At 33.3% G+C, this 12,962-nt stretch carries 14 protein-coding genes and 3 pseudogenes; 9 read left to right on the top strand and 8 right to left on the bottom strand.

Annotated features, from left to right (window positions below; genetic code table 11):
- From C564_RS37095 to C564_RS0129320, 6 genes are all read left to right on the top strand, one after another.
- Positions 1-203 (top strand): hypothetical protein (locus C564_RS37095; protein WP_018767479.1); only part of this gene is annotated, 203 nt, incomplete at its 5' end.
- A gap of 25 nt (positions 204-228) precedes the next feature.
- Positions 229-723, top strand: coding sequence for a single-stranded DNA-binding protein (ssb, locus tag C564_RS0129355; protein ID WP_018767894.1), 495 nt, complete (start codon positions 229-231; stop codon positions 721-723).
- 204 nt (positions 724-927) lie between these two features.
- Complete coding sequence (locus C564_RS0129345) at positions 928-1,206, top strand: AbrB/MazE/SpoVT family DNA-binding domain-containing protein (protein ID WP_018767892.1); 279 nt, start codon at positions 928-930, stop codon at positions 1,204-1,206.
- Between the two features lie 166 nt (positions 1,207-1,372).
- Positions 1,373-1,714, top strand: a complete 342-nt coding sequence (locus tag C564_RS0129340; protein ID WP_018767891.1) for a hypothetical protein — start codon at positions 1,373-1,375, stop codon at positions 1,712-1,714.
- A gap of 789 nt (positions 1,715-2,503) precedes the next feature.
- Positions 2,504-2,977, top strand: coding sequence for a hypothetical protein (locus C564_RS0129325; RefSeq protein ID WP_018767888.1), 474 nt, complete (start codon positions 2,504-2,506; stop codon positions 2,975-2,977).
- Between the two features lie 18 nt (positions 2,978-2,995).
- Positions 2,996-3,826, top strand: a complete 831-nt coding sequence (locus C564_RS0129320) for a hypothetical protein (RefSeq protein ID WP_018767887.1) — start codon at positions 2,996-2,998, stop codon at positions 3,824-3,826.
- A gap of 27 nt (positions 3,827-3,853) precedes the next feature.
- Here the strand turns inward: C564_RS0129320 and C564_RS0129315 are convergent, their stop codons facing one another.
- The 3 genes and pseudogenes from C564_RS0129315 to C564_RS36490 all read right to left on the bottom strand — a co-directional run.
- The gene (locus C564_RS0129315; RefSeq protein WP_018767886.1) at positions 3,854-4,330 is read right to left on the bottom strand and encodes a hypothetical protein; all 477 of its coding nucleotides are present in this window, start codon (positions 4,328-4,330) and stop codon (positions 3,854-3,856) included.
- A 163-nt stretch (positions 4,331-4,493) separates the two neighbouring features.
- Positions 4,494-5,087 (bottom strand): DUF4030 domain-containing protein, encoded by a 594-nt coding sequence (locus C564_RS0129310; RefSeq protein WP_018767885.1) that lies wholly within the window; start codon positions 5,085-5,087, stop codon positions 4,494-4,496.
- 239 nt (positions 5,088-5,326) lie between these two features.
- A pseudogene (locus tag C564_RS36490) lies at positions 5,327-5,410 on the bottom strand (thymidylate synthase); the annotation flags it as partial.
- A gap of 327 nt (positions 5,411-5,737) precedes the next feature.
- Between C564_RS36490 and C564_RS0129305 the strand changes: the two are divergent.
- Entirely contained in the window at positions 5,738-6,310 is a 573-nt protein-coding gene (locus C564_RS0129305) for a dihydrofolate reductase family protein (protein ID WP_018767884.1), read from the top strand.
- Positions 6,311-6,855: 545 nt separating this feature from the next.
- Here C564_RS0129305 and C564_RS0129300 read toward each other — a convergent pair.
- Complete coding sequence (locus C564_RS0129300; RefSeq protein WP_018767883.1) at positions 6,856-8,289, bottom strand: IS4 family transposase; 1,434 nt, start codon at positions 8,287-8,289, stop codon at positions 6,856-6,858.
- 119 nt (positions 8,290-8,408) lie between these two features.
- On the opposite strand from C564_RS0129300, the gene C564_RS0129295 reads away from it, so the two are divergent.
- Positions 8,409-8,666: a hypothetical protein gene (locus C564_RS0129295; protein ID WP_018767882.1), complete on the top strand. Its 258-nt coding sequence runs from the start codon at positions 8,409-8,411 to the stop codon at positions 8,664-8,666.
- A 147-nt stretch (positions 8,667-8,813) separates the two neighbouring features.
- Here C564_RS0129295 and C564_RS0129290 read toward each other — a convergent pair whose 3' ends face one another.
- Positions 8,814-9,635 carry a DUF2785 domain-containing protein gene (locus C564_RS0129290; RefSeq protein ID WP_018767881.1) on the bottom strand — a complete coding sequence of 274 codons (822 nt, stop codon included), beginning with the start codon at positions 9,633-9,635 and terminating at the stop codon, positions 8,814-8,816.
- 590 nt (positions 9,636-10,225) lie between these two features.
- Here C564_RS0129290 and C564_RS0129285 point away from each other — a divergent pair.
- Positions 10,226-10,645, top strand: a complete 420-nt coding sequence (locus tag C564_RS0129285) for a hypothetical protein (RefSeq protein WP_018767880.1) — start codon at positions 10,226-10,228, stop codon at positions 10,643-10,645.
- A 32-nt stretch (positions 10,646-10,677) separates the two neighbouring features.
- Here the strand turns inward: C564_RS0129285 and C564_RS0129280 are convergent, their stop codons facing one another.
- The 3 genes and pseudogenes from C564_RS0129280 to C564_RS36485 form a co-directional block, all read right to left on the bottom strand.
- Positions 10,678-11,892, bottom strand: a complete 1,215-nt coding sequence (locus tag C564_RS0129280; protein ID WP_018767879.1) for a SpoIID/LytB domain-containing protein — start codon at positions 11,890-11,892, stop codon at positions 10,678-10,680.
- Positions 11,893-12,292: 400 nt separating this feature from the next.
- Positions 12,293-12,679, bottom strand: a pseudogene (locus tag C564_RS35795) (IS4 family transposase); the annotation flags it as partial.
- A gap of 143 nt (positions 12,680-12,822) precedes the next feature.
- Positions 12,823-12,962: pseudogene (locus tag C564_RS36485) on the bottom strand (group II intron reverse transcriptase/maturase); the annotation flags it as partial.

The raw sequence follows: 12,962 nt of genomic DNA, 5'->3' as shown, positions 1-12,962 counted from the left end.
CATCATTTCATTGGGGGATTCCTCGTGAAACACTAAAGCACAAATTCAGCCCTTCAGGTATGACTGAAAAGAAAGTAGTAGAGTTACAACGGATGTTAGATGAAGGTTTAATAAAATTCTTTTTACACCCAAAAGGAAAACGAAAAGAATGGATTATTAGTCGTCAAGCTATGTATGAATGGTTTGGTGAACCTAAAAAATAGAGGAAACTAAGGGAGGAAAAAACACATGTCTTTAAATCGTACAATTTTAGTTGGTCGTCTCACGAAGAATCCTGATTTGCGTTACACGCCAAATGGGGTTGCGGTCGCAACATTTACGCTAGCTGTGAATAGACCGTTCACAAACCAGGGACAAAGAGAAGCTGACTTCATTTCAGTGGTTGTTTGGCGTAAACAAGCTGAGAATGTAGCAAACTATCTAAAGAAAGGTAGTTTAGCTGGTGTAGATGGTCGTCTTCAGACACGGAATTATGAGGGACAAGACGGGAAGCGCGTATATGTTACAGAGGTGGTTGCAGAGAGCGTACAATTTTTAGAGCCGCGTAATAGTGGTGGTGGAGAACATAATTCATTTAATCAACAGCCAGTAGGAGCTGGTTTTGGTAATCAAGGTTCGAACTCATTTAATCAAGCTAGTAATTCTGGATTTAAAAAGAATGATGATCCATTTTCTAATTCAGGTCAACCAATTGATATTTCGGACGACGATTTACCATTCTAAGGTAAAGTAGATTATTGTACAAAAGGAGGAAGCGATAGATGGAAGACACACAGTATCCCTTTTCACAGAGGTGTAAAGAAAGTATTCTTATGATTGTGAGCTTTTGGTTTATAATGCTTTTAATCTTTGGAGAAAGCTTGTTACAATAAAGAATAGCATAGGGTATAAAATATAGAGCTATAGAATATATAAGGGAGAGGTTTCATGAAATCAACAGGAGTAACTCGAAAATTAGATCCATTAGGACGTGTAGTCATACCAAAGGAATTAAGACGCACGCTAGCAATTCAAGAAAAGACACCGTTAGAGATCTATGTAGAAGGTGAAAAGATCATCTTGAAAAAATATGAAGCTAATGGTGCTTGTGCAATAACAGGAGAAGTAACTGATAAAAATATTTCTGTAGCAGACGGGAAGATTACATTAAGTCCAGCAGGTGCAGAGCTTATAATAGAGCAATTACAGAAGAACCTTGTAAAATAATTGGCTCCTTTTAGAGGGGCTTTTTTAAGCTATATCTAAATAATTTCACGTACCGAAATTTAAAATAATAAAATTAAATATCTAATTAGGGGATTGTTTCCCTGGTTTGAATTCTGTGTGCTACGATAGTTATATATTCGCTTTGACAGTAATAGGGGGCGTGTCTATGAAAAATCATATAAAAGTTAATGGACAGATCCGTCAAACAAATAAGAAATGGTCGCATCTCAGACAACAACAAAAAGAACGCATTTCTAATTGGCTTCGTAGAGAATATACAAAATTTGTACAACTAAATCATAGAAGACCTAAAAAATACGAGCATGATGAGATTCTTAGTGAAGTAATGGATCGAATAGAAGAACGTGAAATTTGGATTCCATATGGGGAAGTAAAGAGATATTATTTAAGTAAAATCGGTAAATGGTTTCGAAAAATCGAAAGCGAATGGGAATCACAAACATCCAATAATCAAGAGCAGAAAACACTTGAAAAGAAGAACCCTTAAAATCAGAGTTCTTCTTTTTGTTTTTTAAAAAAAAATTTTGTTCCCATAATTTTTAAAATTTTCTTTGCATCCCTTGTCCCTGTTATTTTGATAAGATTCACGGTAATGTTCCCAAAAAAGATGGATGAAAGAATTTTCAGAAAACTAGTTTACATATACAATATTTGTAAGATATGATGATGGTGTTCAAAAAAATCAAAGAAATAGGGGGAAGTTGTCGTGAAGAAAAAATATTTAGCTAAAGCTGGAGTATTTGCATTAGCAGTAGGGATAATCTTGCCTTCCAGGGGTACGGAAACGATTCAAAGAATAACCCGCCACATCTGAAATTTTTCCCAGTTATAGCGGGTACTTTTTATTTTATAACAGGTTTTTTATTATATTTTGTCTTGTAGTTTCCTATATAAGGCCTCACCATATCCAAAAAAGAAAATTGCACGTTAAACCCATTTTTCTTATAAAATCAGGACTATTTGGTGCTGGAAAGTCGATATTTATTAAAAATTTATCCGATATAATTTCTCCACCAATTGGAAAAGTGAGCAACCGTTTGTAAAGCTATACCTTTACAAATAGAGGATATATGCCTCTTCATATTCAATTTTAAAATGAATTTTTGGAACATCTTTAACCTATGGTATTGTCTCTTGACTACTTGTATAGAAAGAACCTGAAAAAAAGAGTTTCGACAATTAAAGGCATTATCAAAGTAATTAGGGAAATATTACACGACAACCAATAAATACCATCGGTGATTTTAATTGCAACTACACAATTAGGAGGATAATTATGCTCAAACAAGGAATTAAACGCGTATTATTAGCAAGTATTGTAACGCTATCCTTAGTACCAGCTGTATCTGCACAAGCCGCAGTAACAATTATCGACAATGACTCTGATACCTTTGGAAATTATAAAACAGGATCGTGGTCTTATTTGAACTCAGGAAAATATGGAGATGCCAGAATACATTGGGGAATTTCTAATGATGAATACCATTGGACATTAAAAAATCCTGATTCTACAGGTTGGTACAAATTTGAAGCATACGTTAATAATGGGAGTTTTTCTACAAGAGAAGCTTCTTATTATAAAGATGGGTCTTATGTGGGAGGTTTGAACCAACATACTGCATATGGCGGATGGAATAAAATCACTGATGTATGGATGGTTAACGGATGGAATTATGACTATTCTGTTTCTGCTTTTAATAGAGGAGATAACTTAAATACAGGTGCAGATGCAATTGGATTAACCAAATAATAGGAGGGAGATGAGTTAATGAAAAAAAATAAAATAATTGCAGCCCTTGTTGTTGCAGGATTTACAATTAGTGCAGGTGGATATTATGTCATTTCAGATAAGCATGAAATGGCAAAAGCTGATGTTGGAAATTCAGTTGAGTTAGAAAAATCAGCCATTCAAAATAAAATGGTAAATAGTATTGATAATTTCCAAAGTGCTAAAGGTTCCTTCACATATTACGCTAAACTCGCTAAAATTAATGACACAATTGATTTTGATGTTAATTTAAAAGAGAAACCTGCAAGTTTTTATAAAGTAAAAAGTCCTGATGGAAACAAAGAATCTATAGCCGTATATGATGGAGAAAAGAAATTAGATGCGAATTCTGCTACAAAAGAATACATGATTGTTCCAGTCGTTAAAGAGCAATCACCAGCGGTATCTCAAGCTATTCCTGCTAAAGAAAGATATATTAAAGATGAAAGCGGTAATTCAGAAGGTGTGAAATTACGTAAAGATCCCGCAAACATGGGGCTAGCTAGTGAAGTTCTATTTAGTCAAAATATTGCGCTTGGATTTTTAGAGGATTATAATAAGTGGAAATTTGAAGTAGATGAAACTTATCTCGGTTTACCTGCAAAAGTTATTACTGGCGAAGTATCAGATAATTTTAAAGAAAGACATGGCAGCTCTACATTCAAAATGTGGGTTCATAAGGATACAGGTATTTTACTAAACTTTGAAGAATACGATTCAAAAGGTGACAAAGTTGTAGCTATTAAAGTGAATGATATTAAACTGAATACGCCGTCAGATGTTCAAAAATTCAAAATTCAAGAATTAGATGGCTATAAGCGTCTAAAATAAATAAAAGGTGGACATTTTGTCCACCTTTTATTTATTTTTAAGCAAGTTTATTAACTTCTTTGAATCACTATCTGTTAATTTGTACCCTGGAACTTGAGCTTGTTCCATGCTCGTTTGCTCTCCTAATGTAACAACCGTTTCATTATCAGTTACCCACACTAGATAATCTTGATTTGAGCCATCTTGGAATTTCACATTTATCTTATTCTCTACAAAAGATAAAGCTTCTTTGTCTATTGATAAAGATTTTTCCTTTGCATGGTGAATTCCATCCACAAAAGTCTTTACATTTTCTCTATTATTAAGAATTTTTGATGTTTGGTCTTTATTAGATGTAATCTCGATTTCTTTTATTTCCTTGTTTTTAAATTGTACAGCAGATGCCTTAGTGTCTTTTTTTGTTTCTTGACTTTCTATTGTTTTAGAAGTGTTAGATTGAGTAGTACATCCCACTAAATTGCTAAGCAATAGAAAAGAAAGTAGTAAAGTAATCCAGAGTTTCATAATGTTATCTCCTTAATCTAAAAATTTACTTCTTTTACTATGTTTTTTAACGAATTATCCGAAAGAATTCTCCTTCCTCAAGCGTGTGCAGGGCAATAGCCCAACGATAGATGGGAGAGGAATTTTGGAACAATAAAAAAGCTATCTTATTGGGGTCACCTTATCAGTTGAGTTTTTGGTTATCTTGACTAAAAATTTCAATAGTATATGAGTCGTTTTCAATCCATTGTTTTACTTTCTTTGTTTTAAGTAAATCAGATATCTGTTTTTCTATTTTCTTTCCAAAGTCTTTGGCTCCTGGCTCTGAATTATTTATTGTGGTATGTATAGCAAGGATAAATGGTTGGTTCGATTCGAAATTAACTGGCTTAATTCCAAAACCTTTGTATCCATTTTTGGTAAACACTTCATCCAAAATAGAACTGTAAACTTCGTCCCATCGCCTCTCTTTCTTTACAACGTCCATATTTCTCTGACTCACATTAATTGTATATGGTCTAATATCTTGATTCTTTAATTGAGTGTTAATCGCTTTTTTTAACTTACTTGTATTTACAGTATCAGCTATTTCTAAGTCTACTGTTCTTGGTGTATCGCTCATGGAGGCACTAAGGAAGTCCTTTTCATCTACCGTTTCCACAATAGTGTCCATAACTTTTTCTTCTTCACTTTTTGCTTCTTCTATATCGTTCTGTTGACAGGCACTTAATAAAGTGGCTAATAAAAGAGGTAACAATAATCCTTTTCCTTTTTTCATCCCAATCTCCTTTCCAGTGATTCCTTGTTATATATTTGAGTCGTATCTGAACGTAGCTTGTAAAAAACATATTACAAGTGCGATCGATCTAATTTTTATTTTCATATTGGGTTAGGTATTCTCCAAAACAAATAAAAAACCTTCACCTACTTTGTATTGGCCTATATGGCCTCACCATATCCAAAAAAGAAAATTGTACGTTTAGACACATTTTGAAAAAAGAAATAACTCTAGGGATATGCTAAATCATCACCTTCTAGTATATTCTGTTTAAACAATTCCATTTGCTCATCGTATTGTTTCTTAAATTCTTCATTCCTTCTTATTTAGGGGTACAGCCGAGATACGTGTAATTTTGAGTATTAGCCTTACTTTTATTTCCAAACAAAACCTATTGAACGTATAACTAGGTTTTATTACGTCTATTTACAATAAAGATTCTGTCTTTGTCTATTATGGGTTAACCCTAATCATCCATTAGTTAGTTACTGAAAACACTTTGTTTAAATTGTATGATTAGGGTGTATGATAATAAGTTAAAAAATAAAAGATTAGACATACGAAGGATTTTTATAAAAAATAATAGTGTGGATTTTTAAAAAAACTTGGCGGGAGAACCAATATCTAAATGATTAAGGGGAGGAAGAATTATGTCCAATAACGTAAGACCAAGAAGAATAATTTTAGATTTAGCAGTTACTTTAGACGGTTTTATTGAAGGGAAAAATGGGGAAGTTGATTGGTGTATCATGGACTCTGAGATGGGGTTTATTGATTTCTTAAATCAAATTGATACTATTTTATATGGAAGAAAAAGCTACGATTTATGGGGACAATTTACTCCAGAAATTGAAGGAACTAAAACTGAAAAAGAACTTTGGGAATTAATTCACAGTAAAGAAAAATATGTGTTTTCCAGAACACATAAAGGGAGTGATAATAAAGCAATATTCATAAATGATAATATTCTTGAAGAAGTAAATAAATTAAAGAAAAAGTCTGGTAAAGACATTTGGCTATATGGCGGAGCAAGTCTAATTACAACATTTATCAATTTAGGGCTTGTGGATGAATTTAGATTATCTGTTCACCCTGTTATTTTGGGAGAAGGAAAACCGTTGTTTATTGATATAAAGCAGAGATTGAATTTAAAAATGGTCAATACAAGAACGTTCTCCTCTGGCGTTGTGCAACTAATCTATCTAAGGAAGAATCCTTTTTGATCAAACTTTATTTCAAAGCAACAAATAGATAAAAAACCCGATTTAAAATCAGGTTAGAAATAAAATTAAGCCTATGACTTATTTTTTCACGTATCTCGGCTGTACCCCCGTATCGTTAACATACACCAGTCATGCTGATACTTGGTAAAAAGCATTAAAAAAAGAGCCCTTTTGTGGAAAGGACTCTTTTGTAGTGAGGTAAATGATTTCAATTCAATTCCAATATACAACATTTAAACTGAAAATTTCAAATTTTAATTGGACGGAATTTGAAATTTTAAAAGGCCATAATACATAAAGTTATAATTAAATGTCTCAAAATACGCCTGAGGGTATCTTGTTTTTTGAATATATATAAGAAATATGGTTTTATTTAATAACATACTCTGTTACTTCACTTATTAGGGGTACCGCCACATACCCATCAAGCTAAGTTTGGATTTTCTATGTGCTTCCGTTTATGTCCCTATATGCTTGATGTCTTATTTATTTGTTTTTAAAAATACGCATACCAAATAAACCTTGATAAGGTGTATTTTTAAAGATTATGCAGTTTTTTGTTTTAGATTGGATACAGTGTACTGGTAAACGACACCTAAAATATCAAAGACTGTCTTTTTCTCATATCGATGGGATTTCCGTCCGTTTTTCTGTAAGAGGTCAAACAGACGAAGGAAAATTTTTGATACTTCTTGGGTGTCTTTTTGTATAGCTTCATATACTAAGTACAGATGATCTTGAATCATATAAATTGCTTTATATTCACTTAATTCTTTTTGTTTTTTCTGTAGTAACAGCTGTCGCATTTTGTACATAGTGGAAGAACAAAGAAAAATAGCGATTAGCTGCCCATAAAGATGACATTCTAGACGCTCTCGCTTAATATTGTGACAATGATTGATACCAAAAAGAGATTTCCATGTTTTAAATACAATCTCTATTTGCCAACGTAGTGAGTAGATATCATGAACCTGTTCCATCGGAACAATTTCCCATGGTATGTTGGTAATATAAACATTGATTTCTGTTAAACGTTTACTTTTTTCAGAGTATGTAACTCCTTTTTTCTTTTCAACATAAGTTTGTTGTTTCCTACGTTTATGAATTTGAGTGGATGTAAGTCTGTATATTACAACTCGTGAGGGTAATTTTTGTTGTCCAATATAGGCATTCCGAATCTCATAAGTATCTCCTGGTTTTATTTGATGCATAATATCTTCAAGGTTAAGCAAAACATATAAAGATTGCTTTTTTACTGTCCCATTCCGAAAGAATTCTGGAGATTCATTTTTTACATATACTCTATTATTTAATTTCAACCGTGAAACATAGAATACACCTCGTTGATCCATTTGGTCTAAATCTTTTAGAGAAAAGTATCCTAAATCTCGAATACACAAATCGCCTGGGCATAATGTATCCAAACACTCTGTACCAAAGGTTTTATCATTATTTTTACCTGGTTCCATTTGAAAATTGAGGAATTTCCCACTATGTAAATCATACTCTAGTTGAATTTTAATACCGGCTGTTTGTGCACACCCTCCTGAACCGGGATAAATGTGAGCCAAATAATTTGGGACTTGAAAAATAGTAGCATCTAAAATACGGATACGTTGAAAATAAGAAGTATATTGGTTTTGGATTTGAGACGAATCGTTTAGTCTGCTTTTGATTAAAAGGGAAAATATACGCTGTAGAAATAAAACAGCGCACCGATTAAAACGTTGATTAAGTCCTTCAGGACTCATAAGTGTAGCTGTATTTGCATAAAGCTGGCTACATAATCGAGTGAGAGAATCACTTGCTACATGTTGACTGATCCAAATACATAAAGCAGCCAAATCTTGTGCGCCATACTTACTTTTACGTTTTACAAAACCTGTCTCTTGTGCAAGTTGTCGAAGAATATGTGGAGATAGATATCGCTGTAGTTCTTCAGCGAACAAATGAAACTCATCTTGAATCGATAGATTCATACAAAAACGCCATCCTTTCCTATGATTCTACAGAAAGAATAGCGTATTTTTACACTTTAAGGGGTATTTTGTTTTGTTAGATTGATAGCAATGTATGGTGACCCCTATTAGAAACTGCAGTGAATGTTATTGCTCCAAGTGTAAATCATACAATTATTCCGCCAAAAATTTTCGGACGAGTTATCAGTATACTTATTTTAGTTATGTCTGGATCTATTCCGATTTCACAGGCTATCGCTGGTTATTTAATGAAGTGGATAGAGCCAAATACTATCTTTATATATGCAGGGGTGTTAGAAATTTCTGCAGCCGTTATGGTATTTTCATTGCCTGTTGTTAGAAATTATAATGTGAATCAAAAAAATACTACAAATTAAATTGTAGCATCTCATTCTTAATAGAATGGGATGCTATTTTATATATCGCTAAAAGGAATAAATTTTTCTTGAAGTAGAAGATTGACTCTTTTTATGTCCAAATTTGCTTAGAGTATATTCTCGTTAAAATGTGGGTGGTACGCCTAATTAGGAATAGTATACTTTTTCTACTTTATATAATGTATGCTCGATAGTCGAGCATAGAACGGCATCCACTTTGTAAAATTTAACTCGAAAGTATAAACTTTTCAAAAAGTTCTTTATATTATTTTTTTGCTTAAAGGCAGGGAGAAATTCTGAATTTTTCTCCACATCACCAAAACTTTGAATCCATTGCTCTACATAAGTCTGACTAAGTATTTTTCTATTTAAAACACTAATTATGGATTTTACCATTCTCTCATCTTCCCCATCGGAGTAAATTCGATCTGTTATGGTCATCTTTTCGTAAACCAAATCGAGGATAGTTAAGAGGTCATTTTTATCCAGTTCGGAACATTGAGCCAAATCTTCTAAAGCATCTGCTGCATGGGCTATAGCATGAGCCCAGCCTTTTTCTTCGTCATACCCACGGTAATCTCGCTCTTCTTGTACATTGTAAAATACTTTCTCTTTTATCTGATGAATTTGCTCTCTTGAGAGAAATGGTGATTCTCTATGCCTCATGAAGAGGAGCGGTATGACTAGCATGGAGAAAGATCGAGTGAAGACAGAGTCTGTATTTGTTTCACCAAGCTTAAAAAGCAAATGGTTTTTATCCAAAACAACCGGTAGAAGTTGTTCTAGTTCGTTTGCTGTTAGAGAATTATCAGGAATCCAATGTGATAAGGTTGTATAAATTAGCTCATCACGTAGTTGGGCATCCAAAGAACCGATGTTATTTATCATTTCTAGTATCAACTGGAATATATCGGGGGGTGCTTGGTACCCATTTTCTTTTATTAATATCAACTTTTCTTTTAAATTCATTTTACACGCTCCTACTAGAAATTTTCTGAACTAACTTTTTCAAGGGTTTCTACTGACTATACGGCTTCTTCCGTACCCTTCTTCCCTTACTATAAGGTACAGATAGGATCAGAGACAATCCGCAATAGCAGAAAGGAATAAATTATTTCCAAGCGGTTTATTTCCTGATAAAATCCATAAAATTCCGCCTCCTTCGATTGTATTTTATACGAAAACTTGCTATCTAAAAAACTTCCCCACCCGATTTTAGGATAAAGGGGTCACCATACATCGCTATCAAGTTAAGAAACTCATCGTTCTCCAAAACGAAAAAAATGCACTGGATTCTCATAGACAACTGTGGTGAGATAAAGTTTTTGTTTTGGGGGTACTTCAAAATCTTAGCTTGATGGTAATGGGGTACCGCCAGCATTTTGGAAAAAAACCACGCTAAGAGCAAAAGTAATATCTTTAGAAAAGAGAATTTGCAAAAAAATGTGTCTCTTTGTATAAATAACATTTATTTTACGAAATATAAAAAATATATGTGTAATATGTATTCGAGAAGATTATGAAATCATAATTAAACATCACGAACTGGAGAGTGTTAAATGCAATTTTCAAAATGCTTATTCTTTCTTCTCTTAATAACAATTGTATTTTTAAATCCCCTTTGTTTGTCTAAAACATTAGCCAGTGAACTTGAAGTTGTTACAATAGATAAGGTTAATACTTTCCCATATAGTATTAAAGAAGGTTGGATATCTCTTCCCAAAACAGATGGAACTTTAACTGTTACTATTACAGCCAAAAATGCCAAAAGGATTAAATTTTATTTAATTCCGACAGGAACGGCAACTTATAATCAAAGAAAATTAATTGGGAGTTCTGAGGGGAAGAATGGTGAGTTTGTATTTAAGTGGAATTTTAAAGGAGATCAAGATATTTTTCATCATTTCGCAGTGGAAGCAATAAATTCAAAAAATCAAATAGCTAATACAGGTGTATTATTCAATGTTACAAATGAATAATAAGGGGGAAGATTCCCTCCCCCTTTTAGTTATCAGTATACAAAAAATTGATATTCTTTTCCTACACCGCCAACCTTATCAGAATCATTATAATAGTACTTTAGAATCTCATACGGTAACCATCCTATGTTAGCAAGATAATTTGAACCATTTTGTGACACTCGTCCGGAAGCCTTAATACCTGCATTCCCTACAGCTCCAGCTCGATATTCTGTCAAAAATAATGATTGATTATCTTTCCTATGTATTCCTTGTCCCATTACATCGAGACATGCCTGAACTGCCCTACTAGTAGCTGAATCACTTTTAAATACTTGGCTTCTTGTATCATCAAAAATAGCTGCCCCTACACTTCCGGCCAAATGATGGTATACAGCATACCAACCATACATCTTAACTACAATCGCTCCAGTTCTTAATGAAGCAATATGCCATTCTGATCTCCATTCATTTGGTAGTACATTTTCTACATAGTAATTAAAAGCGATATTTCTTACACATCCGCTACACCCATAATCCCTTTGATTTTCTGGATTTGTTAAATATACTGAGATTAATCCAGGTTCTTTATGTTCCGAGTCAAGAGTAACAGATACACTATTATCAGTTATTCCTAATTTAGCTTTGGCCGCTTCTACAGTTAATGGTTTAGAATCTTTTTGATTAAATAATCGTTTTTCTTCCGTTTGAATCGTTTTAAGTGTTTTAAACTGCCGATTTACAAACTTACCTTTGTATCGTTGTTCAATAATTGTTTGCACTTCTTTTTCATCTTGAGTGTTAAATCCCAACCCATTTGAAGTTATAATATTAACAGGAGCATCTGCTATTTGGGCTATTTTCCATTTCCCTTGTTCTTGTTGTACCTCGACTAAGAAATAATTAATGCCATTAATAAAAAATTCATCTTCTTGATGTACTTGGTAATCAATAGCTACATAATAAAGTAAAGAATCATCCTTTTGAGTAGGAAATTGAGATTTAAACTGTGTTGGAATTTCTTTTGTCGATATAATACGTCCGTTTTTCAGGTTAAATAATCCTATATGTTTTTCTTGGTTTTCTTGATTGTTTAAAAAATCAGCTAGCAATTTTGTTCTGTCATCAGTCCAAAGATTCGGAATTTCAGATAGTTGTTTTTTATTTATGTTGTTTATCATTTCTTCAAGTGGTTGAAGAGCACCTTCATTGGATGCGGCTACAACTTTTACTTCATTAATCCCTCCTAAAAAGATACTTAATAACAATACAAAAGCTAGAGTTGTTTTTGTTACAAATTTCCCTAAATGTATTCCTCCTTTATAATAATATCGATAAAATATTCTATATTTTTACATAATTACCTTCTTTAGGATGAATTTTCTTCGAAATCATACGTAAATTGACAACTATTTTTAAATCTAATACAACACAATTTATTTATAATAGACCTCTTCTGTATGCAACATAATTTAAAACATGATTAAAATGGCTAGAAAACTCTTAACGTGGTTTTTTTCCAAAATGCTGGCGATACCCCATCGCTATCAAGCTAAGCTCATACAACGTCAATCATAGTAGGAGTTGCTTCTTTTTTCTAAAGACCACGTGTAGGGAATTTAAAGATTTGCATGCGAAATAAGCCCTAAGGGGTTTCATTTTTTTGAATTAAGCCGTTTGATTATCAGACATGGTACAATTGTAAACGACACCTAATATATCAAAGACTGTTTTCTTCTCATATCGATGAGATTTTCTCCCGTTTTGCTGTAAGAGGTTGAACAGGCGAATTAGAATCTTTGATAGCTCTTGGGTGTCTTTCTGTATAGCTTGGAAAAGAAGAAGAAAGTAATCTTTAATCATATATATGGCCTTATATTCACTCAGTTCTCGTTTCTTTTTCATAAGAAGTAATTGACGCATTTGAAACATGGTAGAAGAACAGAGTAGAATGGCAATCAATTGCCCATACAAATGGCATTCCAATCGTTCTCGTTTTATCTTTTTACAATGATGAATATGAAAGAATGATTTCCACGTTTTAAATAAAATCTGTCGGGTAAAGAACTGGCGCAGTATCGGTTATGACCCGTTTCCAGCTCCTCCCCATAAGAACTGCTCGTGAGGTTTTCCCTCAAGCAGCTCACCCCATAAACTTCATCAAAAGGGTTATGAGACCTATCAAATGGCAGACACTTTCATCGGTATCCCTCTGCACTTTTGAGGGAATGGACTTTCCAGTCCCAGTAGAGCCCCAGTACACCATAGAGATATTCATTACTCCATCTCTGCCATCCGATGCTACGCTTTCGTCGCCGTTTCCTTCTCGTCAGCAATG

Source organism: Bacillus sp. 105MF (assembly GCF_000374885.1).
GTDB classification, from domain to species: Bacteria; Bacillota; Bacilli; order Bacillales; family Bacillaceae_G; genus Bacillus_A; species Bacillus_A pseudomycoides.
The sequence above is the reverse complement of the archived record's forward strand: the minus strand, read 5'-3'. Positions and strand labels throughout refer to the sequence as shown.

Bases quoted from the DNA above. Each gene is read 5' to 3' on its own strand.
- C564_RS0129285 (WP_018767880.1), top strand. From the start codon at position 10,226: ATGCAATTTTCAAAATGCTTATTCTTTCTTCTCTTAATAACAATTGTA.
- C564_RS0129320 (WP_018767887.1), top strand. From the start codon at position 2,996: ATGAAAAAAAATAAAATAATTGCAGCCCTTGTTGTTGCAGGATTTACA.
- C564_RS0129325 (WP_018767888.1), top strand. From the start codon at position 2,504: ATGCTCAAACAAGGAATTAAACGCGTATTATTAGCAAGTATTGTAACG.
- C564_RS0129340 (WP_018767891.1), top strand. From the start codon at position 1,373: ATGAAAAATCATATAAAAGTTAATGGACAGATCCGTCAAACAAATAAG.
- ssb (WP_018767894.1), top strand. From the start codon at position 229: ATGTCTTTAAATCGTACAATTTTAGTTGGTCGTCTCACGAAGAATCCT.
- C564_RS0129290 (WP_018767881.1), bottom strand. From the start codon at position 9,635: ATGAATTTAAAAGAAAAGTTGATATTAATAAAAGAAAATGGGTACCAA.
- C564_RS0129310 (WP_018767885.1), bottom strand. From the start codon at position 5,087: ATGAAAAAAGGAAAAGGATTATTGTTACCTCTTTTATTAGCCACTTTA.
- C564_RS0129305 (WP_018767884.1), top strand. From the start codon at position 5,738: ATGTCCAATAACGTAAGACCAAGAAGAATAATTTTAGATTTAGCAGTT.
- C564_RS0129345 (WP_018767892.1), top strand. From the start codon at position 928: ATGAAATCAACAGGAGTAACTCGAAAATTAGATCCATTAGGACGTGTA.
- C564_RS0129315 (WP_018767886.1), bottom strand. From the start codon at position 4,330: ATGAAACTCTGGATTACTTTACTACTTTCTTTTCTATTGCTTAGCAAT.
- C564_RS0129300 (WP_018767883.1), bottom strand. From the start codon at position 8,289: ATGAATCTATCGATTCAAGATGAGTTTCATTTGTTCGCTGAAGAACTA.